At 32.1% G+C, this 23779-nt stretch carries 25 protein-coding genes and 1 tRNA gene; 15 read left to right on the top strand and 11 right to left on the bottom strand.

The genetic code is table 11. From position 1 onward, the window contains the following. Positions 1-19: 19 nt before the first annotated feature. The 3 genes from DIS18_RS05610 to DIS18_RS05600 are packed head-to-tail and all read left to right on the top strand — an operon-like array spanning position 20 to position 5302. Entirely contained in the window at positions 20-2776 is a 2757-nt protein-coding gene (locus DIS18_RS05610; protein WP_109352028.1) for a PD-(D/E)XK nuclease family protein, read from the top strand. A 2-nt stretch (positions 2777-2778) separates the two neighbouring features. Continuing rightward, positions 2779-3621, top strand: a complete 843-nt coding sequence (locus tag DIS18_RS05605) for an alpha/beta hydrolase family protein (RefSeq protein WP_109352027.1) — start codon at positions 2779-2781, stop codon at positions 3619-3621. Positions 3622-3625: 4 nt separating this feature from the next. After that, positions 3626-5302 carry a glycerol-3-phosphate dehydrogenase/oxidase gene (locus tag DIS18_RS05600; protein ID WP_109352026.1) on the top strand — a complete coding sequence of 559 codons (1677 nt, stop codon included), beginning with the start codon at positions 3626-3628 and terminating at the stop codon, positions 5300-5302. 180 nt (positions 5303-5482) lie between these two features. Here the strand turns inward: DIS18_RS05600 and DIS18_RS15095 are convergent, their stop codons facing one another. From DIS18_RS15095 to DIS18_RS05585, 4 genes are all read right to left on the bottom strand, one after another. Continuing rightward, positions 5483-5611: a hypothetical protein gene (locus DIS18_RS15095; RefSeq protein ID WP_281261084.1), complete on the bottom strand. Its 129-nt coding sequence runs from the start codon at positions 5609-5611 to the stop codon at positions 5483-5485. Positions 5612-5632: 21 nt separating this feature from the next. Next, positions 5633-6958, bottom strand: coding sequence for a sugar MFS transporter (locus tag DIS18_RS05595; protein ID WP_109352025.1), 1326 nt, complete (start codon positions 6956-6958; stop codon positions 5633-5635). Between the two features lie 120 nt (positions 6959-7078). Continuing rightward, a tRNA-Ala gene (locus DIS18_RS05590) sits at positions 7079-7155 on the bottom strand. Between the two features lie 5 nt (positions 7156-7160). Continuing rightward, positions 7161-7955, bottom strand: a complete 795-nt coding sequence (locus tag DIS18_RS05585; protein ID WP_109352597.1) for a universal stress protein — start codon at positions 7953-7955, stop codon at positions 7161-7163. A gap of 58 nt (positions 7956-8013) precedes the next feature. Between DIS18_RS05585 and DIS18_RS05580 the strand changes: the two genes are divergently transcribed. From DIS18_RS05580 to DIS18_RS05565, 5 genes are all read left to right on the top strand, one after another. After that, positions 8014-8514, top strand: a complete 501-nt coding sequence (locus DIS18_RS05580) for a GNAT family N-acetyltransferase (protein WP_109352024.1) — start codon at positions 8014-8016, stop codon at positions 8512-8514. Further along, entirely contained in the window at positions 8511-9845 is a 1335-nt protein-coding gene (locus tag DIS18_RS05575) for an MATE family efflux transporter (RefSeq protein WP_109352023.1), read from the top strand. The genes DIS18_RS05580 and DIS18_RS05575 overlap by 4 nt, the downstream gene beginning before the upstream one ends. A gap of 29 nt (positions 9846-9874) precedes the next feature. Next, positions 9875-10045, top strand: a complete 171-nt coding sequence (locus DIS18_RS14925; RefSeq protein WP_181363987.1) for a hypothetical protein — start codon at positions 9875-9877, stop codon at positions 10043-10045. A 107-nt stretch (positions 10046-10152) separates the two neighbouring features. Continuing rightward, on the top strand, positions 10153-10608 hold the full coding sequence (locus DIS18_RS05570) for a 6-pyruvoyl trahydropterin synthase family protein (RefSeq protein ID WP_109352022.1): 456 nt from the start codon (positions 10153-10155) through the stop codon (positions 10606-10608). Between the two features lie 214 nt (positions 10609-10822). Next, positions 10823-11575 carry a UDP-2,3-diacylglucosamine diphosphatase gene (locus DIS18_RS05565; RefSeq protein ID WP_109352021.1) on the top strand — a complete coding sequence of 251 codons (753 nt, stop codon included), beginning with the start codon at positions 10823-10825 and terminating at the stop codon, positions 11573-11575. On the opposite strand, the gene DIS18_RS05560 is transcribed toward DIS18_RS05565, so the two are convergent. Genes DIS18_RS05560 through DIS18_RS05550 form a run of 3 tightly spaced genes read right to left on the bottom strand, consistent with a single transcriptional unit; the run spans position 11572 to position 15025 of the window. Beyond that, on the bottom strand, positions 11572-12840 hold the full coding sequence (locus tag DIS18_RS05560; protein ID WP_109352020.1) for an MFS transporter: 1269 nt from the start codon (positions 12838-12840) through the stop codon (positions 11572-11574). The two genes, DIS18_RS05565 and DIS18_RS05560, sit on opposite strands and share 4 nt — an antisense overlap. Before the next feature lie 7 nt (positions 12841-12847). Next, a complete protein-coding gene (recJ, locus tag DIS18_RS05555; protein ID WP_109352019.1) occupies positions 12848-14554 on the bottom strand; it encodes a single-stranded-DNA-specific exonuclease RecJ in 1707 nt (568 codons plus the stop codon). A 48-nt stretch (positions 14555-14602) separates the two neighbouring features. After that, positions 14603-15025 carry an OsmC family protein gene (locus tag DIS18_RS05550; protein ID WP_109352018.1) on the bottom strand — a complete coding sequence of 141 codons (423 nt, stop codon included), beginning with the start codon at positions 15023-15025 and terminating at the stop codon, positions 14603-14605. 59 nt (positions 15026-15084) lie between these two features. Between DIS18_RS05550 and DIS18_RS05545 the strand changes: the two genes are divergently transcribed. The 3 genes from DIS18_RS05545 to DIS18_RS05535 all read left to right on the top strand — a co-directional run bounded on the left by DIS18_RS05545 (position 15085) and on the right by DIS18_RS05535 (position 17738). After that, positions 15085-15675 carry a carboxymuconolactone decarboxylase family protein gene (locus DIS18_RS05545; protein ID WP_109352017.1) on the top strand — a complete coding sequence of 197 codons (591 nt, stop codon included), beginning with the start codon at positions 15085-15087 and terminating at the stop codon, positions 15673-15675. Beyond that, positions 15675-16262 (top strand): Crp/Fnr family transcriptional regulator, encoded by a 588-nt coding sequence (locus DIS18_RS05540; RefSeq protein ID WP_109352016.1) that lies wholly within the window; start codon positions 15675-15677, stop codon positions 16260-16262. The genes DIS18_RS05545 and DIS18_RS05540 overlap by 1 nt, the downstream gene beginning before the upstream one ends. 90 nt (positions 16263-16352) lie before the next feature. Then, entirely contained in the window at positions 16353-17738 is a 1386-nt protein-coding gene (locus DIS18_RS05535; RefSeq protein ID WP_109352015.1) for a DUF2141 domain-containing protein, read from the top strand. Position 17739: 1 nt separating this feature from the next. On the opposite strand, the gene DIS18_RS05530 is transcribed toward DIS18_RS05535, so the two are convergent. From DIS18_RS05530 to DIS18_RS05515, 4 genes are all read right to left on the bottom strand, one after another. Then, positions 17740-18315, bottom strand: a complete 576-nt coding sequence (locus DIS18_RS05530; protein WP_109352014.1) for a uracil-DNA glycosylase family protein — start codon at positions 18313-18315, stop codon at positions 17740-17742. A gap of 24 nt (positions 18316-18339) precedes the next feature. Further along, a complete protein-coding gene (locus tag DIS18_RS05525) occupies positions 18340-18684 on the bottom strand; it encodes a HopJ type III effector protein (protein ID WP_109352013.1) in 345 nt (114 codons plus the stop codon). Positions 18685-18699: 15 nt separating this feature from the next. Then, the gene (rsmI, locus tag DIS18_RS05520; protein WP_109352012.1) at positions 18700-19374 is read right to left on the bottom strand and encodes a 16S rRNA (cytidine(1402)-2'-O)-methyltransferase; all 675 of its coding nucleotides are present in this window, start codon (positions 19372-19374) and stop codon (positions 18700-18702) included. A 106-nt stretch (positions 19375-19480) separates the two neighbouring features. Further along, a complete protein-coding gene (locus tag DIS18_RS05515) occupies positions 19481-20224 on the bottom strand; it encodes a hypothetical protein (protein ID WP_109352011.1) in 744 nt (247 codons plus the stop codon). A 107-nt stretch (positions 20225-20331) separates the two neighbouring features. Between DIS18_RS05515 and DIS18_RS05510 the strand changes: the two genes are divergently transcribed. The 4 genes from DIS18_RS05510 to DIS18_RS05495 all read left to right on the top strand — a co-directional run bounded on the left by DIS18_RS05510 (position 20332) and on the right by DIS18_RS05495 (position 23686). Beyond that, a complete protein-coding gene (locus DIS18_RS05510) occupies positions 20332-20979 on the top strand; it encodes a thymidine kinase (protein ID WP_109352010.1) in 648 nt (215 codons plus the stop codon). Next, the gene (gene alr / locus DIS18_RS05505; protein WP_109352009.1) at positions 20972-22087 is read left to right on the top strand and encodes an alanine racemase; all 1116 of its coding nucleotides are present in this window, start codon (positions 20972-20974) and stop codon (positions 22085-22087) included. The genes DIS18_RS05510 and alr overlap by 8 nt, the downstream gene beginning before the upstream one ends. 71 nt (positions 22088-22158) lie before the next feature. Further along, entirely contained in the window at positions 22159-22560 is a 402-nt protein-coding gene (gene mscL / locus DIS18_RS05500) for a large conductance mechanosensitive channel protein MscL (protein WP_109352008.1), read from the top strand. A 136-nt stretch (positions 22561-22696) separates the two neighbouring features. Further along, entirely contained in the window at positions 22697-23686 is a 990-nt protein-coding gene (locus DIS18_RS05495) for an aspartate-semialdehyde dehydrogenase (RefSeq protein ID WP_109352007.1), read from the top strand. The last annotated feature ends 93 nt before the right edge of the window (positions 23687-23779 follow it).

The following is a 23779-nucleotide window of genomic DNA, read 5'->3' as shown; positions in this document are numbered from 1 at the left end:
GTTTTTTTATTTTTATAGAATGACAACTTTCATACATGAGGTTTTAAAAGATTTACATAATACCGGTCAAAAGCTTTCTGAAATAACATTCGTTTTACCAAGTAAAAGAGCTGGTCTTTTTCTTAAACATCAACTATCATCAGTTGTTAATCAAACTGCATTTGCTCCTCAAATTTTAAGCATCGAAGAGTTTGTTGAAGAACTATCTCAATTAAAATCAATTCCCAATACAGAGCTTCTTTTTGAGTTTTACAGCACATATAAACATCTAACAAAAAAAGAAAACTCAGACTCTTTTGAATCATTTTCAAAATGGGCACAAATATTACTACAAGATTTTAACGAAATTGACAGGTATTTAATTCCACAAAAAAATATTTTCAATTACTTAAGTGCTATTCAAGATTTAAAACACTGGTCGTTAGAAGATAACAAAACTGATTTTGTAAAAAATTATTTGTCCTTTTGGAATAAACTTTATGACTATTATCAGAATTTTACAGAGCAGCTTTTAAATAAAAAATTAGGGTATCAAGGTTTAGTTTACAGAGAAGCAGTAGAAAACTTAGAAGCTTATATTCAAAACAACTCTAATAAAAAACATGTGTTTGTTGGCTTTAATGCACTTAACAGTTCAGAAGAAACTATTATTCAAGAGTTACTTCAAAATAATTTAGCCAAAATTTATTGGGATACTGATGTTGTTTTCATGAATAATATAAAGCATGATGCCGCTTTATTCACAAGACAACATCTTAAAAATTGGAAATATTTTAAAAAACATCCTTTTAATTGGATAGCAAATAACTATTCAAAAAACAAAAACATATCAGCTATTGGAATTCCTAAAAATATAGGGCAAGCAAAATATATAGGTTCACTTTTAAAAACCTTACAGAAAGAAAACACAAATTTAAATAGTACTGCTGTTGTTTTAGGTGATGAAAATTTATTAATACCCGTTTTAAATTCGTTGCCAACTAGTATTCAGGCATTGAATATTACAATGGGATTTCCTTTAAAATCTATACCATTAGCATCATTATTTGATTCGCTTTTCAAATTACATAAAATCAATTCAAATTCATTTTATTATAAAGATGTAATAAATATCATAGCGCATCAATTTATTAGACCTCTATTGAATGTAGATGGAATTGATTATGCATCAAAAATTATTAAGACTATAGAAAACAATAATCTTGTCTATCCAAATAAAGACAGGTTGAAAAGAATGATTAATACGGATGAAAACATACTAGATTTATTATTTTCTAATTGGGAAAATTCTATAATACTAGCCCTTGAAAATTGCTCTAAACTTATTCTAACTATTAAATCTTCATTAGATAAAAACAAAAAATCAAATTTATTACATCTAGAATATGTGTTTCGTTTTAATGAGTTGTTTAATGAGCTCACAAGACTCAATTCAGAGCATGAACACATAAAAGATATCTCAACATTATTTGGAGTATACAAAGAACTTTTAAGTAGTGAAACTTTAGATTTTCAAGGGGAACCTTTACAAGGTTTACAGCTTATGGGGATGTTAGAATCTCGTGTTTTAGATTTTGAAACAGTTATTATTTCATCTGTAAATGAAGGCATATTACCCGCTGGGAAAAGCAATAATTCATTCATTCCTTTTGATGTAAAACTAGAAAACAAATTACCTACTTATAAAGAGAAAGACGCTGTTTATACTTATCATTTTTATAAACTTATACAACGTGCTAAAAATGTTTACATCATCTACAACACTGAAACTGATGTATTAACTGGAGGTGAGAAAAGTAGATTTATTACGCAATTAGAACTTGAAGGTATTCATAAAATTAACCATCAAATAATTGCACCTAACGTTCCGACTATTGAAACAGAATTAAACACTATAAAAAAAACTGAAACGCTACAACGCCAAATAATAGAAACAGCTAATCAAGGTTTTTCACCTTCATCATTAACAAACTACATTAGAAATCCTATTGATTTTTACTATCAGAAAATATTAAAGATAAAAGACCATGATGATGTTGAAGAAACTGTTGCAGCTAATACGCTAGGAACAGTAGTGCATAATACACTTGAAGATTTTTACAAACCCTTTATAAATAAGTTTTTAATTGTTGAAGATATAAAAGCCCTAAAATCAAAAATAAACCAAACTGTAACGCATCATTTTTTAAAAGAGTATAAAGAAGGAGACATTACAAAAGGCAAAAACCTTATTATTTTTGAAATAGCTAAGCGCTATGTTTCTAATTTTTTAGACTTAGAAATAAAAGCTTTGAAAGCAGGTGATAAAATTAAAATTATTGCTATTGAAGCTGATAATAATATTGAAATAAATATTCCTGAACTTAAATTTCCTATAAGAGTTAAAGGTAAAGTTGATAGAGTTGATGAATGTAACGGAACTACTAGAATTATAGACTACAAAACGGGTAAGGTAGAATCTAACCATGTAGAAATTGTTAATTGGGAAGATATTACAACAGACTATAAAAAATATAGCAAAAGTTTTCAAGTATTAACTTATGCTTATATGATGCAACAAGAAAATACAATTCAATTACCTATTGAAGCTGGTATAATTTCTTTTAAAAATTTAAGTTCTGGTTTTTTAAAATTTTCTAAAAAAGACAGTACTTTTAGTAGAAGTAAAGATTCACTTATAACCAATGACACTATAAATGCTTTTGAAGATGAATTAAAAAAACTCATCTTAGAAATATGCAATCCAAAAATAGATTTTACTGAAAAAGAAGTTTGATTATGACCATTTCAAAAAACAATATAATTCCTGGGAAACACAAAAAACCTATTGTGGTTGATACTTTTTATATTGAAAACTCTGAAACAAAACCAATCATTATATTTTGCCACGGCTATAAAGGGTTTAAAGATTGGGGTGCTTGGAATTTAATGGCTAAAGCATTTGCTGACGCTGGTTTCTTTTTTATAAAATTTAACTTTTCGCATAATGGTGGAACCGTTGAGCAGCCTATTGATTTTCCAGATTTAGAAGCTTTTGGAAATAACAATTACACCAAAGAATTAGATGATCTTGAAAGTGTAATAAATTGGATATGCCAAAATACTTCTTTTAAAAACGAGGCTGACCTTGGTAATATAAATTTATTAGGCCATAGTAGAGCTGGCGGTATTGTTACTATAAAAGCAGAAGAAGATAATCGTATAAAAAAAGTAATAAGTCTTGCAGGTGTTTCAAGTTTTGGGAAAAGAACATCTACAACTGGTGACTTAGAGCAATGGAAAAAAGATGGCGTAAAGTATGTTTTAAACGGTCGTACAAAACAAAAAATGCCTCATTTTTATCAATTCTATGAAGACTTTATTCAAAATGAAGAAAGGCTTACTGTAAAACGAGCAGTTTCAAATTTAAAAACGCCCTTTTTAATTATTCATGGTGATAATGATACCAGTGTTTTAATTGATGAAGCTCATAATCTTCATAAATGGCAACCCAAAAGTGTTTTAAAAATTATTGAAGGTGCAAATCATGTATTTAATACCAATCATCCTTGGCAACAAAAAAACCTTTCAACTCAATTAAAAAAAGTAACTTCATTAATTATATCATTTTTAAAAGAATAACCTTTTGAACACTTTAGCTTTTTCAGTTTTAAATAGACAGCATCAAATAGAAAAACTAAGCACAGAAATATTTGATTTAGTTATAATTGGTGGAGGAATAACTGGAGCAGGCATAGCACTAGATGCTTCTGCTAGGGGGCTTAAAGTATGCTTAATTGAGAAAAATGATTTTGCTTCAGGCACCAGTAATAAATCAACAAAACTTATTCATGGCGGTTTACGCTATTTAAAGAATTTTGAAATCGGTTTAGTTAGAGAATCTGGATCAGAACGTGCCATAGTACATAATTTAGCACCACATTTAGTAACACCTCAAAAAATGCTATTACCCTTGATTGAAGGAGGTACCTATGGAAAATTAATGACTGCTTTGGGTTTAAAAGTATATGATTTTCTGGCGGATGTTAAAGGTGATGATAGACGAAAAATGTTAGATAAAGAGGAAACGTTGCGCATAGAACCTTTACTAAACAATAAAACTGTAATCGGAGGCGGACTTTATGCTGAATATAGAACAGATGACGCACGTTTAACTATTGAAATTTTAAAAAAGGCTGCAGCTTTAGGTGCTACCATAGTAAATTATTGTGAAATGACATCTTTTAATTACGACATTCAATCGAAAATAGAGAGTATAAATTGTAAAGACCATAACTCTAAAAATATATTTACAGTAAAAGCTAAAAATTATGTTTCTGCTGCTGGTCCTTGGGTTGACCAAGTTCGTAAAAAAGATAATTCAATAAATAAAAAACGACTTCATCTTACTAAAGGTGTACATCTAGTATTCCCATTTGAAAAATTGCCCGTTAAACAATCCATCTATTTTGATGTTTCTGACGGTCGAATGGTTTTTGCAATACCTAGAGGAAAAATAACTTATGTAGGTACTACAGATACTAATTATTCTGGTAGTTTAGACCGTGTAGTTGCAACAAAACCTGATGCTAATTATCTTTTGAATGCTATAAATAGTATGTTTAAAACGGTAGACTTAACTATTGACGATATTGAATCTAATTGGGCTGGCTTAAGACCACTGATTCATGAAGAGAATAAATCGGCTTCAGAATTATCTCGAAAAGACGAAATATTCGTTTCAAAAAGCGGTTTAATATCTATGGCAGGAGGAAAGCTTACAGGCTATAGAAAAATGGCTTATAGAGCCTTAGATGCTGTTTTAAAAAAACACAGTAATAGTAAAACTTTGCCAAAGCTTGAAGAATCAAATACAGAAACCATTACTCTGGTAAATCCGCCACTTAAATCTACTGATGACGTAGAAGCGTACAAATTCAAACTTGAAAACGTTTTATCTACTCTAGGAATCTCTGATAGTTATTATTCTTGGTACCTGTCTTCTTCTTATGGAAAACAAGCAGATTTTATTATTGAAAAATTAAAAGATTTTAAATCTAATACCCCTTTAGAATGTTTAGTTAGAGCTGAACTCTGGTATGGCGTACATCATGAAATGATAAACAGTTTGAACGATTTTTTCATAAGAAGAACAGGACGATTGTATTTTGATATTCAAAGTATTTATAATTTTAAAAAAATAATAGTTAATGATATTTCCAAATATCTAAACTGGAATACTGACAAAACTAAGAGTGAGATTGAAAAATTAAACCTAGCACTCAAAGACGCCACAACTTTATATGATGAAGAGTTTAAGTAGCTTAAACTTTTATAAACACTTTTTTCTATACATTATATAACCCAATAAAGCATAAAAAAGGACAACAATTAAGCCTAAAGTTTAAGACTAAAATATCGTACCATATAACCGGAAATAAGTAATATAAACGCGATTAAAAATAACCACTTTATTTATTTAGTCCATCTAACAATTTACCCATTAAAACTCCAGAAAGACATGTAACAATGATTCGTAAACATTTCCCCAATCACCAGAGTTATTAACTAAAATCATAGATACTATAGTAAAACCTTTTAAAATATCTACAAATTCAATTCGTTGTCTCACTACCTTATTTTAAGGATAAAATTATGCCCTCTTAAAACCAACTTTATGTCCCCAAAAGGCATAATAGAATATAATAATATAGCAAGGTAATAATACCCAATATCCAAATGTTGCTGAATCTATGTTAGCAGTTATAGTATCTAAACCTGTTTCAACTAATTCTTCTTTTTTTACGTCAACTAATTTTCCATATAATAAGGGTAAAATAGCACCTCCAGAAATAGACATAATTAATAAAGCTGATGCTGTTTTAGTGAACTTACCTAAACCTGTTAAGGCCAGAGGCCAAATAGCAGGCCATACTAAAGCGTTAGCAAAACCTAGCGAAGCTACAAGAAGAACTGACGTGAAACCACTTGTAAATACTATACAAAATGATAAAATAATTCCTATGGCGGCACTTGCTTTTAAGGCTAAATTTTGACTTATGTATTTAGGAATTAAAAATACCCCTAAAGCATAAGTAGCAACCATAGCCATTAATGTAAATAATGTAAAAAACTTAGCTTGCTCAACAGGGATATCAAGTGAAATACCATAAGAAATAATAGTGTCTCCAGCAATAACCTCAACACCCACGTAAACAAATAATGCTATAACGCCTAACCATAAATGTGGAAATTGAAAAATACTGGATTTTGTTTTCCCACCTGTTTCGGACTCTTTAATTGGTTCTGCTTCAACATGAGGTAGTGGTGCTTTTCTAATCAAAATTCCGAGTATAAATAAAACAACAGCCATTACAATATAGGGTGTAATAACACTATCAGCCATAGTATTTAGTAAGTTCGCTTTTTCAGAAGCATCAACTACATTTAGTTTTTCTTTTATATCATCTATTCCAGATAATAAAATAGCACCAAATATTACCGAACCTAAGGCTCCTGCAACTTTATTTGCTATTCCCATTATAGCAATACGTTTTGCTGCACTTTCAATAGGTCCCAATATAGTAATGTAAGGATTTGATGCTGTTTGTAATAATGTCATACCAGCGCCTTGAATAAAAATAGCGGTTAAAAACATCCAATATGTCCGCGCATTAGCCGCAGGAATAAATACCAATGCGCCAATTGCCATAATAATTAACCCTAAAGACATCCCTTTTTTGTAGCCAATTTTATTAATTATAGATGAAGCAGGCAATGCCATAACCACAAACGATATATATGATGCTGATGCTACTAAATAGGATTGAGCATCGGTTAGCTCATTGATGGTTTTCATAAATGGAATTAATGCTCCATTTATCCAGGTTACAAATCCGAAAATAAAAAACAACCCCGCTATAATCACTATGGGTATAAATGTTTTATTTTCTGATGATATTTCTTGAGTATTAGACATAATTATCTATGCGATTTTATAGTTAGATTGTTATTATTTTATTAAAAATAAATATACGTTCTTTTTTTATTTCATTTAAAAGCCAAAAAAAGCTTTCAATATCTTGAAAGCTTTTTTTTCTGGTGGAGCATATCGGATTCGAACCGATCGCCTCTACGCTGCCAGCGTAGCGCTCTAGCCAAATGAGCTAATGCCCCATTTCCTATTTTAATCCACTTAAAACTAATACTGGTATTTTACTGTGAAAATCCTTTTTCAAAATGGTATTCTTTTCCCATTTCTTCGCAAAGAATCCTCTTTTTCGTCTTACAACACATAATATATCAGGGTTATAAGATTGAAAATGCTCTAAAACACCTTGAAAAGTTGTTGCATTTTCTGATTTAGTAATATTTTTTATCAAGCCTAAAAGCTCTGTATTAAGATCAAAATCACCTTCATTATGGAATGGTGTTTTTACCAATAATAAATCCAAATTAGCATCAAACTTTTTCTTCAAATCAGAAAGTGGATTTAATACACCTTTCTTCTTTATTACAGCAGATTTAATCGCCATTAAAATATTAGCTGGTGCTTTAAACTTATACCCTTCAGGAACAATAAGAGCTGGAACATCCATTTGCTTAACAATTCTACCAGATGTCTTTCCTAAATAAACTTCATCTTTAATAGAGTTTGTTCTGGGTTCAATTAAAACCAAATCTACATCTCCCGCTTTACATGCTAATTCTAATGTGTCAATTAATTTTCCTTTTAGGGTCTTTACAACTACCTCAACATTTTTAGTATCAACTTTAGAAACTAAATCTTCCAAAAAAGATCTGCTTTCTTTTTCAATAATCTGATCTACTTTAATCATAGTACCAGCCTTAGTATAAACATTGTATACTTGTACTACAAAAAGTTTTGCGCCAAAAGCTTCAGCAAAATCTAAAGCATACTGTAAATGACTTAATGTATTTTTAGATGATCCAACAGGAACTAAAATATTCTTCATACCAATATGTTTAAAAACTAAATTTACAATAAATTTGAAGCAAAAGTATAACATTTATATGATTCGAAAAGGAACACTTAGCGATATCGACAATATCCTTGAAATCACAAAGGCTTGTGCTGCTTTTATGATTACTAAAAATATTTTCCAATGGAATGAATTTTATCCCAACAAAACACCCTTCATAAATGATGCAAATAGTGACGAATTATATGTTTTAGAAGTAGATGATAAAATTTTAGGTTGTATTACAGTGTCCACTTTTATGGACGAAGAATATATACCAATTTCATGGCTAACATCTAATAAAAACAATATTTACATCCATAGGCTAGCAATTCACCCAAATCAACAAGGGCAAGGATATGCTCAAAAACTCATGCAATTTGCAGAAAATTATGCACGAGAAAATAAGTTTCAATCCGTTAGATTAGACACCTTTTCTCAAAACAAAAGAAACCAAAAGTTTTACGAACTTCGTGGCTATAAAAAATTGGGTGATATTTACTTCCCAAAACAAAGTGAACATCCTTTTCATTGTTACGAACTCGTCTTGTGAGCACAAACATCAGTTTTAAAAATATAAACAAATTAGCTATTCCAGCACTTATCTCTGGAGTATCAGAACCTATTTTATCTTTAACAGATGCCGCAATAGTTGGTAATATTCAATTAAACGCTACTGAATCTCTTGCAGCAGTTGGTATAGTAACCACATTTATATCCATGCTTATTTGGGTATTGGGGCAAACTAGAAGTGCTATTTCATCAATAGTTTCGCAATATGTTGGTGCAAATAAACTCGAAAAAATAAAAAACTTACCAGCTCAAGCTATTTTCATAATAACCTCCTTGAGTCTCTTAATCATCATTGGCACCTATCCTATAGCAAAACACATATTCAAACTCTATAATGCCTCAGGCTTAATTCTAGATTATAGCGTCATTTACTATAAAATACGTGTTTTAGGGTTTCCTTTCACGCTTTTTACTATTGGTGTTTTTGGTGCTTTTAGAGGTTTACAAAACACCTATTACCCCATGATAATTGCAATAATAGGAGCCGCATCAAACATCATTTTAGATATCATTTTAGTTTACGGAATTGAAGGCTACATCCCACCCATGAATATAGAAGGTGCAGCCTATGCTAGTGTTATAGCTCAAATTTTAATGGCAGGTTTTTCGGCATATTTCCTGCTCAAAAAAACATCTATTCCATTAAAACCTACCTTTCCTTTTAATCCAGAAATAAATAGATTCATTCTCATGATTCTTAATTTATTTGTCAGAACTATAGCGCTTAATGTTACGCTATATTTTGCAAGTGCTTATGCCACAAAATATGGCGCAGCTTACATTGCAGCTTATACCATAGCCATAAATTTATGGTTTTTAGGTGCTTTTATAGTTGATGGCTACGCCAGTGCAGGTAATATTTTATCAGGTAAATTGTTCGGTGCAAAAGCCTATTCAATTTTAATAAAATTAAGCAATAAACTCATAAAATACGGTGTAATAATCGGCATTATTTTAGGCATTATTGGTGCTATATTCTATTACCCAATCGGACGTATTTTTACTAAAGAACCTGAAGTTTTAGAAGCGTTTTACAACATATTTTGGATTGTATTGGCTATGCAACCGCTATGTACACTCGCTTTTATTTTCGATGGTATTTTTAAAGGCTTAGGAAAAATGAAATACCTTAGAAACGTTCTTTTATTCTCAACCTTTCTCGTTTTTATACCCATTCTATTTTGGTTAGACAACCTCGATTATAAACTACACGCCATATTCATAGCTATAACATTCTGGATAATTGCTCGGGGCATCCCTTTAATTATAAAATTCAGGAAAATATTTATACCTCTAGCACAAAAAACTTAACTTTGGCGCGTAATCTGTATTAACGTATTATGAATCTATTAATTGCAATAGTTCAGCAAGTAGATATTGAAGAGAAAATCCAAAACGCACCCGATAAAGGTTACGAAATTGGTGTTTTCATTGGCTCCATGCTACCCTTTATAAACCTAGTAGCTCTGGCGTATTTAATGTACAGATACAACAAAAAAAGAAACCAATAAACAAGCACTATGGACATCATGTCATTCCTCAGCGGAAACGGATTATTTCTAATCCTCGGTTTAGTTTTAATCATCGTATACTTTGTAAATAAAAGAAAAAGAAGATAATGGGAAACAACATTCGCATCACCAAGCAATTCTCTTTTGAAACCGGTCACGCACTTTACGGCTACGACGGGAAATGTAAAAATGTACACGGTCACAGTTATAAACTCTCTGTTACCGTTATTGGTAAACCTATTACCGATAACACCAACGTAAAATTCGGAATGGTAATAGACTTTGGCGATCTTAAAAAAATCGTTAAAGAAGAGATAGTAAACGTCTTTGATCACGCAACCGTATTCAACAAAAACACGCCACATGTCGAGTTAGCAAAAGAATTACAAGATCGCGGACACAATGTGTTACTTGTTGATTACCAGCCTACTAGTGAAATGATGGTGCTAGATTTTTCTAAAAAAATAGGTAAACGACTACCTAAACATATTAAATTACATTCCTTAAAACTTCAAGAAACAGATACGTCGTTTGCAGAATGGTTCGCTTACGAAAATAATTAGGGCGTTACCACAAGGGTCGGGCTTTTATTCATGCATTTCTATTTTAAATTTTGGAATTCATGAACATAAATGTTTCGTTACAAGTCCTCGCTTCTGCGCTAGGGCGCAAAAGCTGTGGGCTATCCACTGCAATCCCTAACGCAGGCATATCCGCCAAATACCGTTATAACACAAATATTCGTGCATTTGTGGCTATTTTATTTATATTTACTTCATGAATATTCCAAAAGGAAAAAAAATATATTTTGCTTCAGATAATCACTTAGGCGCACCAACCAAAGAAGCCTCTTTTCCTCGCGAAAAAAAATTCGTTGCCTGGTTAGACAAAGTAAAGCATGATGCAGCAGCCATTTTCCTTTTAGGTGATTTATTCGACTTTTGGTTTGAATATAAAACTGTTGTCCCAAGAGGATTTACTAGAACATTAGGCAAACTTGCTGAAATATCAGACTCAGGCATTCCTATTCACTATTTTGTTGGAAACCATGATTTATGGATGAATGGCTATTTTGAAGAAGAACTAAACATTCCTGTTTATCACAAACCCAAAGAATTCACCTTTAACAATAAAACTTTTTTTATAGGGCATGGTGATGGATTAGGCCCTGGAGATAAAGGTTATAAACGTATGAAAAAGGTGTTTACCAATTCCTTTTTTAAATGGGTTTTTAAATGGGGCCATCCAGATATTGGAATGCGAATTGCACAATACTTTTCGGTAAAAAATAAATTGATTTCTGGCGATGACGATGCTAAATTTCTTGGAGAAAACAATGAATGGTTAGTACAATATTGCAAACGCAAACTAGAAGATAAACACAGAGATTTCTTTGTATTTGGACACAGACACTTACCTCTAAATATAGACCTCAACAAAAATTCAAAATACATCAACCTCGGCGATTGGATTCAATATTTCACGTATGGTGTTTTTGATGGAGAAACTATGGAATTAAAAGAATATTAATCCTCATTCTCATGAGCTTCCATATCAGCTCTTAAATCCAAATCTCTTAGCGTTGGGTTTTTCACACCTATTGCAAAAACTGTAATTAACGTCATTGTTCCTCCAAAAACTACTGCTGCAACAGGACCAACTAATTTAGCAGCTAAACCACTCTCAAAAGCACCCAATTCATTTGAAGAGCCAACGAACATAGAATTAACTGAAGATACACGTCCACGCATATCATCAGGTGTTTTTAACTGTAAAATCGTCTGACGAATAATCATAGAAATTCCATCGGCTGCACCACTAATAAATAACATTAAAACACTTAACCAAAAGATATTTGACAAGCCAAAACCAATAATACTAATACCAAAAACAAAAACTGCAATCAATAATTTTTTACCTGTATTCTTACTAATAGGGATATAGGTTGTGGCAAACATAGTAACAATACTTCCCAGAGAAATTGAGGCATTTAAAATCCCAAAACCTTCGCTACCAACCTCGAGAACATCTTGAGCAAAAATAGCTAGAATAGCAACAGTTCCTCCAAATAAAACAGCAATCATATCTAGCGTTAAGGCTCCTAAAATAGCTTTATTTTGAAAAACGAAACGCACTCCTACTTTTAAACTTTCTTTTACGGGTTCTCCAATTTTTTTATTTAAAATGGGTTTCTTCTTGATAAGAAATGTCATAAAAAATGAAATCAGAACCAAGAGAAAAACAACGCATAATGTATTTGCAACACCTATCCAGCTAATAGCAAAACCGCCAAAAAGCGCACCTAAAACCGCGGCTGTTTTCCAAGTACTTGTACTCCAAGTTGCTGCATTTGGATATATTTTTTTAGGCACAATTAATGCCACCAATGAAAAGATTATAGGTCCAAAAAACGAACGCAAAAAACCTCCAAAAAATACCAGCGCATAAATAGAATATAGAATAGCGTTTGTTGACCAATTGCCAACCACAGCTTCAGAAGTTAATAAATAAAGACCCAGACTAATTAATGAAAAAGCTGCAATACAAAGCGCAAAGAGGTTTCGTTTTTCCTTTTGGTCTACAATATGACCAGCAAAAAGAGCCATAGTAAAAGCTGGAATAATTTCCATAAGCCCAATAATTCCCAAAGAAAGTGGATCTTTAGTAATACTATAAACCTGCCATTCAATAACTATAAATTGCATGGACCAACCGAATACCAAAAACAATCGTAGCAATAAAAAAATATTGAATTCTCTAATTCGTAGGGCTGCGTAAGGGTCGGTTTTTGCCATAATTTACCTATTGGCTATCTTGATCTTTTATATCTCTTAACTTCAATTGTAAACTTACATTACCTCTCCACTCGTTTTCATCAATGGAATAGACAGCTTTAAATGGTTTTCCATTAGAAATAATATCAAATTTATCGCCCATACTAAATCCAATACCTACCATTCTACTGGATGATTCTGGTTGCGTAGCGGTTAATCTTAAATGGGTTTTATCAGCACCAACACATTTTCCGTAGCCTGTATCTATTAAATTTTCGGTCATAAAAACAGGGGTCATATTACTAGGCCCGTAAGGTGCAAACTGTTTTAATATTCTATAAAACTTGGGCGTAATATCTTTTAAATCAACTTTAGCATCAATTTTAATTTCTGGAGTCAATAGGTTTCTATCTATGGTTTTAGAAACTTCATCTTCAAAAGCCTGTTTAAATGCTTCGTAATTTTCTTCTTCAAGGGTTAAACCTGCTGCATATTTATGCCCACCAAATTGTTCAATATGTTCTTTGCAGTTTTCCAAAGCATTATAAATATCAAAATCTCTAACTGAACGTGCTGAGGCTGCTAATTTATTGCCACTTTTTGTAAATACTAAAGTAGGCCTGTAATAGGTTTCTGTTAATCTAGAAGCCACAATACCAATAACGCCTTTATGCCAAGTTTCGTCATAAACAACAGTAGTAAGGCGGTTCTGTTCTTTTTGTTCTTCAATTTGCTGAAGAGCTGCTTCTGTAATTTGCTTATCTGTTTCACGTCTATCTAAATTATAATCATTTATTTCAGCAGCATATTTTTGAGCCATATCTGGCTCTTCCTCAGTTAATAAAGTTACGGCATAATTACCGTGTTTCATCCTTCCAGCAGCATTTATTCTTGGTGCAACAATAAAAACAACATCGGTAATGGTTAATTCAGTTTTCTCAACCTGATCTAAAATGGCTTGAATTCCAGATCTCGGATTGGTATTTATAACCATTAAACCATAATACGCTAGTACTCTATTTTCTCCATCAATAGGTACAATATCAGCGCCAATTGCAGTAGCTACCAAATCTAAATATTCGGTTAAATCTTCAGCTGTTTTTCCATCTTTTGAGGCTAATGCTTGTACCAACTTAAAGCCAACACCACAACCACATAATTCTTTATATGGATACTCACAATCTTCACGCTTAGGGTCTAAAACAGCTGCAGCATCAGGAATTTTATCTGCAGGCCTATGGTGATCACAAATAATGAAATCAATACCTAGTTTTTTTGCGTGTTCAACCTTTTCAACAGATTTTATACCACAATCTAAAGCAATAATTAAAGTAAATTCATTCTCTAAAGCAAAATTGATGCCTTTATATGAAATGCCATAACCTTCATCATACCTGTTAGGAATATAAGTGTAAACTAAACCGTGTTTTGTTTTTAAATAAGAAGACATTAACGCCACCGAAGTGGTGCCATCAACATCATAATCACCATATACCAAAATATTTTCTTTATTAGTAATAGCCTTTTCAATTCGAGCAACGGCCTTATCCATATCCTTCATTAAAAAAGGATCGTGCAAATCAGTTAAGCGTGGTCTAAAAAATGTTTTAGCTTCATCATAAGTCTCAATGCCTCTTTGTAATAACAATGTTGCTATTGTATGATCTATTTGAAGTGCTTTTTGTAAAGCTTCAACTTTTTCAGATTGAGGTTTAGGTTTTAAAGTCCAACGCATTGAGAGGGGTATGAGATTTGATAAAAGTTCAACGGGTAGTATTCCTTTTTATTTTTTATGAAAATGAGTTTCTATACTTAATTCTGAAAATTGACGAAACATTTCCATAACACCACAATATTTTTCAATGGATAAATCTACAGCTCTTTGCAGTTTTTTTTCATTTAAATCATCTCCATAAAAATGAAAATGCATAGCCACTTTATCGTAATATTTTGGGTGCTCTTCTGTTAAATTTGCTTCAGTCTCTATTTTGAAGTCATCAACATTTAGCTTCATTTTTTTTATTAAAGCTGCAACGTCTAGTCCAGAACATCCTGCTAAACCAGATAACATTAATGCTTTGGGTCGGTAGCCTTCACTTTTCCCTCCACTTTCTTCACCAGCATCAATAAACAAGTTATGCCCTGACGGGTTTGTACTTTCAAACCTCATATTTCCTAACCATTTTGTAGTAACCTTATTTGTCATTTTTCTGAATTATTTTTTGTTAACTTGTAGCTTCAAAAATACTATTTAAAAAACAAAATATGCCTTTAGTAACACCATTATCTGCTGATCACGATTTAGACACCAAAAAGCTTGCCGAATTTTTTAATGAAACTTTAGGGTTTTGCCCAAACTCGGTACTAACCATGCAACGCAGACCCGCCATAAGTAAAGCATTTATTAATTTAAATAAGGCGGTTATGGCTAATGAGGGCAGAGTAACATCTGCTTTAAAACGTATGATTGCTTGGGTGAGTAGTAACTCGACTGGGTGCAGATATTGTCAAGCACATGCAATTCGTGCAGCCGAACGTTATGGTGCAGAACAAGAACAACTGGATAATATTTGGGAATACAGAACACATCCAGCCTTTAGTGAAGCAGAACGTGTTGCTTTAGATTTTTCTTTACAAGCCTCTCAAGTTCCAAACGGTGTTGACGAGGAAATAAAAAAACGTTTATATGAGCATTGGGATGAAGGTGAAATTGTTGAAATGCTTGGGGTAATTTCTTTGTTTGGTTATCTCAATAGATGGAATGATAGTATGGGGACCTCTATTGAAGGTGGTGCTGTTGAAAGTGGCAACCAGTATTTAGGCAAGCATGGTTGGGAAAAAGGAAAGCATATTTAATGAAAGGAGTAGATTTCTCAAAAATAACATCCTTCTTTTCTAAAATTGTAGATCTTAACGATGAAGAAAAAAAGCATCTAGTTAATAAACTTGAGGTTTTCCATTTCAAAAAAAAGGATGTAATTGTAAAAGAAGGCGCTACAAGTAAGTATGTGTATTTTGTTAATAATGGCACACTTCGATCATATTACCTTAAAGATGGCGAAGAATTTACAACGCAATTTTATTTTGAAAACTCTTATTGCTCATCGTATAGTAGCTTTTTAACCCAAAATAAAGGGCGCATAAATATTGAATGTTTATCTGATGTAGAATTATTAGCATTATCTTTTGAAAACGTTCAAAACATGTATAAAAACAGTAAAGCCTTTAATACTTTTGGAAGGCGTATTAGTGAGTTTCTATATATTGATTTCTTCGAAAGATCTTCTTCTTTTTTGTTAGACGATGCCAAAACTAGGTATTTAAATCTTGTAAAAGGTAGACCAGAGGTTTTAAAATCTATCCCTAATTATATGATTGCATCCTATATTGGTATTACTCCTGAATCGTTAAGTCGACTGAAAAAACAACTTCTAAAGGAATAAAACCTACTAAATCTGGTTTTCTTACCATAGGTCAATTTTTTTTATTGTCTTTTCGTATAGTTTTGGAGTATAATTTTAATATCTGGAAAAATGAGAGCATTCTTTTTAACTATTATCATTCTTTTTGCTTCAATAAAAGCCTCAGCATGTTCTGCATTTATGTGTCGTGCTAAAAATGGGGTGTATTTTGCTAAAAATTTCGACTGGCAATACAGCCATGGTTATATCATAAAAAATAGTAAAGGTGTTTTTAAAAATGGGTATAATTTTAAAGGAGAACATACTGCATCGTGGACATCAAAATATGGCTCAATTACTTTTAATCAAATAGGAAAAGAGTTTCCTTTTGGAGGTATGAATGAGGAAGGTTTAGTTGTTGAACAACTTTGGAATCAAGATGATTGCGAATATGAAGTTTTCAAAAATTCAAAAACGATTTCTGAATTAGAATGGATTCAATTTCAATTAGACAATTATAAAACTGTAGATGAAGTTATTGACTCTTTAAAACAAATCACGATTATTCCCGTAATGGCAAAAGTGCATTATTTTATAACAGATACTTCAGGTAAATCAGCAATTATTGAATTTATAAATGGTAAAACTCAACTTATTGAGTCGTCTGATAATCATCAATTAATCACGAATAGTAACTATAAAAATTCTCAAAACTATTGGGCGACTCATAAAGATACTGTAGACAAAACCTCAGGACGTTCTTTAGATAGGTATTGCCATTTATCTCATAGTATTTCAAAATTAAATTTAGATAATACTATAGATTCTGAAGCCCTGTTTAAAACCTTATTACCAACTAGAACAACACAAACGCAATGGAGTATAGTTTATGATGTTACAAATAAAGAAATTCAATTTTTAAGTCGAAATAATCCAACTGTAAAAACCATTAAACTTGATAATTTCAACTTTGAAGATGATACAACTGTAGCGGCAAAAATTAATTCTGAAACTTTAAATTTCAACGATTATAGTTTTGATGATAATAAAAACTTAGTCAATGCATTTCAAAAAAACTTTGGGATTCCTTATATAGATTACAAGATGATGAATACACATCAAATGAATCCAAACAAACAATTATCAGATTCACTTTTTAAGAATACTGTTAATATTAAAGTGAATTTTAATGTTAAAAAAAATAGTGGTAAAATAGCATTGATGCTTGTAAATAGTGAGAAAAATTATAAAAAAAGACAGCCTATTAAAGCTGCTAAAAGTAACGTTGTTAATGGCAGAGTCTCTGTTATGTTTTACTCTATTCCTAAAGGAGATTATGCAGTAATGGCATATCATGATGTGAATAATAATGAAAAACTAGATACCAATTTTTTAGGTATCCCAAGTGAGCCATTTGTATTTTCAAATAACGCTAAGGGTTTTATGGGTGCTCCAAAATTTGAAAAAGCGAAGTTTATTGTTGATTCTGATACTGTTATTGATTTGGATATAAAGTAAACTAATGTCTTAACATTTTTCTAACTTGTTCCCTCAAAACTGGCAAAACCTCAACCTCAAACCAAGGATTCTTTGTCAGCCAAAATCTATTTCTAGGCGATGGATGTGGTAAAGGCAAATATTTTGGTAAATATTCTTGGAAATTATCTACAGTCTCCGTTAAGGTTTTTTTCGCGGCCTTTCCTAGGTAATACTTTTGGGCATACATGCCTATTAAAATAACCAACTCCACATTTTTGAGTTCATCAAACAAGGGTTTGTGCCATTGTGGAGCACATTCTGGTCGTGGTGGTAAATCACCTGTTTTTCCTTTTCCTGGATAACAAAACCCCATAGGTATTATGGCAAACTTTTTTTCATCATAGAATTCTTCATCTGTTACATTTAACCATTTTCGTAATTGTCTACCACTAGCATCATCCCAAGGTATACCAGAAGCATGGACTTTTGTTCCTGGTGCTTGCCCAATAATTACAATTTTAGATTCTGGATGCGCAGAAACTACAGGTCTTGGCCCTAAAACCAAATGTTCTTTACAAATGGTACATTCTTTAATCTCATGTAGAAGCGCTTTCATATCTTTTAAAAAATAAAGGAATGTCTATTTTTTTATTAATGGATTCGTTTTAAAACTTAAACCCTCAAAACCAGTTTCCATAAAATTTCTAATATTTTGATGTCCTTCACCATTTGGATCTTTTAAAACATCTTCAAAATAATATTGCCCAAAACAAGCCAATGTTTCGTCTTTTGATAGTCCTTGCTCTTTTGCAAAAGCAAATAATTTGCATGATCCTGAATTTTGACCTTCTGCATTTTCTAGTATTCCGTTTTTAAAAGCTGTTGGTGAAAACGTGTAGTTTTCGTCAATAACTTTCATAGTTTCGGAAAACTCAATTTGTTTTGGAGTTTCTTTTAATTTATTCTTGAATGATTCTATATTCATTTTGATGTTTTAATACTATTTACTTTTTCCACCAACCACAACAACAATCTCTCCTTTAGGTGGTTTGTTGGTGTAATATTCTAAAACCTCTTTAGTTGTTCCACGAATTGTTTCTTCAAACAATTTGGTTAATTCTCTGGATACAGTCACCTGTCTGTCTTCTCCAAAATACTCACAAAAATGTCCTAAGGTTTTTACTAATTTATGAGGGCTTTCGTAAAAAATCATGGTTCTAGTTTCTTCAGCTAAAAGTAATAATCTAGTTTGACGCCCTTTTTTAACAGGTAAGAAACCTTCAAACACAAATTTATCATTTGGTAATCCAGAATTTACCAATGCTGGTACAAATGCCGTAGCTCCAGGTAAACACTCTATTTCTATATTGTTTTCAATACAAGCACGGGAGAGTAAAAAACCAGGGTCTGAAATGGCTGGTGTTCCTGCATCACATATTAATGCTACTGATGTTCCTGATTTTAATTTTTGAATAATACTTTCAACCGTTTTATGCTCATTATGCATATGATGCGATTGCATATGTGTTGAAATCTCAAAATGTTTTAATAGTTTCCCTGATGTTCTGGTGTCTTCTGCTAGAATTAAATCGACTTCTTTAAGAACTTCTATAGCTCTGAATGTAATGTCTTTTAAATTTCCAATAGGGGTTGGGACTATGAAGAGTTTACTCATTTGTGTTAGTGATTGCAGTGGTTAGCTTTTGGCGAGGCGCGCATCGAGCCAAAACTATGAACGAAAAGCACGACCGCGCCTTTTTCGGCGTGGTAACACCCCAATTTTAATTAAACTTTGCTTCTATAATTTCTATGAAGCGTTCTTCAAACTCTTCTTTTCCTTCCCAATTATTGTAATCTGGTTTTACCATATTATCTATAAAACGCCTTGCATCTTCCAATGAAACTGAGGTGTTTAGTTGAGACATTACACGGTCATAATCTTCACTTTTCCCATTAAATAGATGTTTTATGAAAGCTATTTTATCGTTAAGTCCAATATTAAATCCGCCAACTTTAAGTTTATCATTCAATGATTTTTTTCCATTAGCAACTCCATTTTTTAATTTTGATATAGGTTCAAAAACAGGTATATCCTCAAATCCAGCAGTGATATCTTCTAAGTTGTGCTTTTTAACAGGCTCTTTAGGAATGGCTTCTTCAAAAACGGTATCAGTTTCTTCAGTCTCTTCTGGCATATGCGCCACCATATCTTTGATTTTATTCATTACTGGCTCCATAATATCGTCGTCTTCAACCTCATCAAGATTGATGTATATTTTATCCTCAACTTCAATATTATCACTCACTTTATTATTGAAAGCACTGTCCAACATATCGAAAAACGAAGAATCATTGCCAATAGTTGGTATATCGCCTTCAAAATTTTCGTGTGCAAATTTTAACACCGATAGTTTCTCATAAAGCGCAGAAACTTCGGCATGCATTTTAACAACATCCTCTTTTCCTTTTAATTTAAGAATTCTATGTGCTATACTGACCAATTCAGATTCAAGCTTCTTCTTCATTGTTTATAAATTTTAAATTATTGCACTTTAGGCTTTTGTTTTTTAATAAATTTACGCCACCTTTATACAAACGATAAATTGCTTTGTTTTAGTGTTAAAATTACGAAATGTTTCTTGAAAATACAGTAAATCATAAAGAACAATTTGGATGGATTGAAGTTATCTGTGGCTCCATGTTTTCTGGAAAAACGGAAGAATTGATTCGTAGGCTAAAGCGTGCGCAGTTTGCTAGACAAAAAGTTGAAATTTTTAAACCTGCTATTGATGTGCGTTATGATGAAGATATGGTAGTCTCTCATGATGAAAATCAAATTCGATCTACACCTGTTCCTGCTGCTGCTAATATCCCTATTTTGGCTGATGGTTGTGATGTGGTTGGTATTGATGAGGCTCAGTTTTTTGATGATGAAATTGTACGGGTATGTAACGATTTAGCAAACAAAGGTGTTCGAGTTATTGTAGCTGGTTTGGATATGGATTTTAAAGGCAACCCCTTTGGGCCAATGCCCAACCTAATGGCTACAGCAGAATATGTAACTAAAGTGCATGCCGTTTGTACAAGAACAGGGAATTTAGCGCAATATAGTTACAGAAAAAATCAAGATGATAATTTAGTTTTATTAGGTGAAGTTAACGAATATGAGCCTTTAAGTAGAGCTGCTTATTATAAAGCGATGATTAGGGATAAAGTCAGGAATATGAAAGTTAACGATGCCGAAGAAGTTAACACAAAACCCAAGGATGCTAATGCTTAAAGCACAAGAAACGGTGCTTGAAATAGACCTAAAAGCACTTAAACATAATTTTGAATATCTAAAATCAAAATTACAACCTGAAACTAAGTTTTTAGCGGTTGTTAAAGCTTTTGCTTATGGAAGTGATGCACAAAAAATTGCTAAATACCTACAAGATTTAGATGTGGATTATTTTGCTGTTGCTTATGCTAATGAAGGCATAACATTAAGGAAAGCTGGTATTACCAAACCCATTTTAGTACTTCATACATTAGCTATTAATTTTGATGTTATTATTGAAAATTGCTTGGAGCCTAATCTATATAATGCTAAAATTTTAAATGAATTTATTGCATTTGCTTCTTCTGAAAAGCAAAACGAATATCCTGTACATATAAAGTTTAATACCGGTTTGAATCGTTTAGGGTTTTGGGAAAATGATTTAGAATATGTGGTTTCAAAAGTAACGGCTACAAGTGTAGTAAAAGTGAAATCTTTATTTTCTCATTTAGCAGCTAGTGAAGATTTAAATGAACGGGACTTTACATTAAATCAGATTAATAGTTTTAAAGCAATTGCTGAAAATTTTGAAGCTGAAATTGGGTACATGCCTTTTTTACATATGAGCAATACCTCTGGGATTTTAAATTATCCTGAAGCTCATTTTGATATGGTACGTTCTGGAATTGGTCTCTACGGTTTTGGAAATTCTGAAAAAGAAAGTGCTCATTTAAAACCTGTTGCTAGTTTAAAAACGGTTATATCTCAAATCCATAAAATTAAAAAAGGTGAGTCTGTGGGCTACAACCGTGCCTATAAAAGCGATAGATTAATTACAAAAACAGCTACCTTACCACTAGGTCATGCCGATGGTATTAGTAGAATTTATGGCAACGGAAAGGGTTTTGTTACCATAAATGGACAAAAAGCATCTATTATTGGTAATGTTTGTATGGATATGATTATGGTTAATATTACTGATATTGATTGTAAAGAAGGTGATGAAGTTATTGTTTTTGACGGTAATACAATTACAGCTGAAACCTTGGCTGATTCTGCAAATACAATTTCTTACGAGTTGATTACTTCTATCTCTCAGCGAGTTAAACGCACTTTTATTAATTACTAATTATTCCAACATGTGACTTTTTTAGTTATCTTGGTCACAATTAATATATTTAACCATTAAAACTAATTAAAATGTTAAAAGAATTCAAAGAATTTATCATGACGGGTAACGTTGTGGAATTTGCAGTTGCCGTTATTATGGCAGGAGCTATTGGAGGTGTTGTTAAAGGTTTTGTTGACAATATCGTTATGCCTGTAGTAGGTCATTTCTCTGGAGGAATGGATTTTGCTGAGTTAAAAGTAGTCCTATCTGAAGCTGTTGTTAATGCTGAAGGTGTTGTTACAACTCCAGAAAATGCTATTATGTGGGGATCTTGGGTAAACACAATAGTAAATCTTATTATAGTTGGGTTTGTTATGTTCTTAATTGTTAAGGCCTACAACAAAACTAAAGCTCCAGCAGAAGAACCAGCTCCAGCAGGACCATCTCAAGAAGATCTACTAGCCGAAATAAGAGATTTGCTTAAAAAATAACAATATGTTAAATAAATAACAATGTGTTATTTGTTGTTAAAAAGCCCTTGTTTATTGAAAATGAGGGCTTTTTTTATACTCTAAAATAGAATTAATACTTAGTTTTGTCCTCACAAATTTATTAAAGCTAGAAAAAATGAAAGTAGCTGTAGTTGGTGCCACTGGAATGGTTGGCGAAGTGATGTTGAAAGTTCTTGCAGAACGTAATTTTCCCGTAACAGAATTAATTCCTGTTGCTTCTGAACGTTCTTTAGGTAAATCGATAACATACAAAGGAAAAGACTATAAGGTTGTTGTTTTAGAGACTGCTGTCTCTATGAAACCAGATATTGCCTTATTTTCAGCAGGAGGAGGCACATCATTAGAATGGGCTCCTAAATTTGCAGAGGTTGGTACTACAGTAGTAGATAATTCTTCTGCTTGGAGAATGGATCCAACAAAAAAATTAGTGGTTCCTGAAATTAATGCTGATGAGCTTACTAAAGACGATAAAATTATAGCCAATCCTAACTGTTCAACTATTCAGTTAGTAATGGCTTTAAATCCGCTTCATAAAAAATATAAAATGAAACGTGTTGTGGTGTCTACTTACCAATCGGTTTCTGGTACTGGTGTAAAAGCTGTACGTCAATTAGAAAACGAAATTGCTGGTGTTGAAGGCGAAATGGCTTATCCATATCCTATTGGAAGAAATGCATTACCTCATTGTGATGTTTTTGAAGACAATGGATACACTAAAGAGGAAATGAAATTAGCCAGAGAGCCTCAAAAAATCATGAACGATAGAACATTTTCTGTATCTGCAACTGCTGTTAGAATTCCTACTGCGGGTGGACACTCTGAATCTGTAAATGTAGAGTTTGAAAATGATTTTAATTTGGCTGATGTTCGTAAATTATTACATGAAACTCCTGGAGTTGTTGTACAAGATAATACCGATACTAACACCTACCCAATGCCTATTTTTGCACATGAAAAAGATGAGGTTTTCGTAGGACGTATAAGAAGAGACGAAACACAACCTAATACTTTAAATATGTGGATTGTTGCAGATAACCTTCGTAAAGGTGCAGCAACTAACACCATTCAAATTGCTGAGTATTTAATTGAGCATAAATTAGTATAAGTGTTATTTTCATAAAGAAATCTCAAAGCCTCTGATTTACAGAGGCTTTTTTTATTTTTGACCACCCAAATCGCTAAAAAGCTAATATATAAG

The organism is Algibacter marinivivus, from assembly GCF_003143755.1.
Classification (GTDB): Bacteria; Bacteroidota; Bacteroidia; order Flavobacteriales; family Flavobacteriaceae; genus Algibacter_B; species Algibacter_B marinivivus.
This window is presented reverse-complemented; position numbering and strand designations above follow the sequence as displayed.

What these genes read in the sequence shown, in the direction of transcription:
- DIS18_RS05610 (WP_109352028.1), top strand. Translation starts at nt 20, where the DNA reads ATGACAACTTTCATACATGAGGTTTTAAAAGATTTACATAATACCGGT.
- DIS18_RS05605 (WP_109352027.1), top strand. Translation starts at nt 2,779, where the DNA reads ATGACCATTTCAAAAAACAATATAATTCCTGGGAAACACAAAAAACCT.
- DIS18_RS05595 (WP_109352025.1), bottom strand. Translation starts at nt 6,958, where the DNA reads ATGTCTAATACTCAAGAAATATCATCAGAAAATAAAACATTTATACCC.
- DIS18_RS05585 (WP_109352597.1), bottom strand. Translation starts at nt 7,955, where the DNA reads ATGAAGAATATTTTAGTTCCTGTTGGATCATCTAAAAATACATTAAGT.
- DIS18_RS05580 (WP_109352024.1), top strand. Translation starts at nt 8,014, where the DNA reads ATGATTCGAAAAGGAACACTTAGCGATATCGACAATATCCTTGAAATC.
- DIS18_RS14925 (WP_181363987.1), top strand. Translation starts at nt 9,875, where the DNA reads ATGAATCTATTAATTGCAATAGTTCAGCAAGTAGATATTGAAGAGAAA.
- DIS18_RS05570 (WP_109352022.1), top strand. Translation starts at nt 10,153, where the DNA reads ATGGGAAACAACATTCGCATCACCAAGCAATTCTCTTTTGAAACCGGT.
- DIS18_RS05565 (WP_109352021.1), top strand. Translation starts at nt 10,823, where the DNA reads ATGAATATTCCAAAAGGAAAAAAAATATATTTTGCTTCAGATAATCAC.
- DIS18_RS05560 (WP_109352020.1), bottom strand. Translation starts at nt 12,840, where the DNA reads ATGGCAAAAACCGACCCTTACGCAGCCCTACGAATTAGAGAATTCAAT.
- recJ (WP_109352019.1), bottom strand. Translation starts at nt 14,554, where the DNA reads ATGCGTTGGACTTTAAAACCTAAACCTCAATCTGAAAAAGTTGAAGCT.
- DIS18_RS05550 (WP_109352018.1), bottom strand. Translation starts at nt 15,025, where the DNA reads ATGACAAATAAGGTTACTACAAAATGGTTAGGAAATATGAGGTTTGAA.
- DIS18_RS05545 (WP_109352017.1), top strand. Translation starts at nt 15,085, where the DNA reads ATGCCTTTAGTAACACCATTATCTGCTGATCACGATTTAGACACCAAA.
- DIS18_RS05540 (WP_109352016.1), top strand. Translation starts at nt 15,675, where the DNA reads ATGAAAGGAGTAGATTTCTCAAAAATAACATCCTTCTTTTCTAAAATT.
- DIS18_RS05535 (WP_109352015.1), top strand. Translation starts at nt 16,353, where the DNA reads ATGAGAGCATTCTTTTTAACTATTATCATTCTTTTTGCTTCAATAAAA.
- DIS18_RS05530 (WP_109352014.1), bottom strand. Translation starts at nt 18,315, where the DNA reads ATGAAAGCGCTTCTACATGAGATTAAAGAATGTACCATTTGTAAAGAA.
- DIS18_RS05525 (WP_109352013.1), bottom strand. Translation starts at nt 18,684, where the DNA reads ATGAATATAGAATCATTCAAGAATAAATTAAAAGAAACTCCAAAACAA.
- rsmI (WP_109352012.1), bottom strand. Translation starts at nt 19,374, where the DNA reads ATGAGTAAACTCTTCATAGTCCCAACCCCTATTGGAAATTTAAAAGAC.
- DIS18_RS05515 (WP_109352011.1), bottom strand. Translation starts at nt 20,224, where the DNA reads ATGAAGAAGAAGCTTGAATCTGAATTGGTCAGTATAGCACATAGAATT.
- DIS18_RS05510 (WP_109352010.1), top strand. Translation starts at nt 20,332, where the DNA reads ATGTTTCTTGAAAATACAGTAAATCATAAAGAACAATTTGGATGGATT.
- alr (WP_109352009.1), top strand. Translation starts at nt 20,972, where the DNA reads ATGCTTAAAGCACAAGAAACGGTGCTTGAAATAGACCTAAAAGCACTT.
- mscL (WP_109352008.1), top strand. Translation starts at nt 22,159, where the DNA reads ATGTTAAAAGAATTCAAAGAATTTATCATGACGGGTAACGTTGTGGAA.
- DIS18_RS05495 (WP_109352007.1), top strand. Translation starts at nt 22,697, where the DNA reads ATGAAAGTAGCTGTAGTTGGTGCCACTGGAATGGTTGGCGAAGTGATG.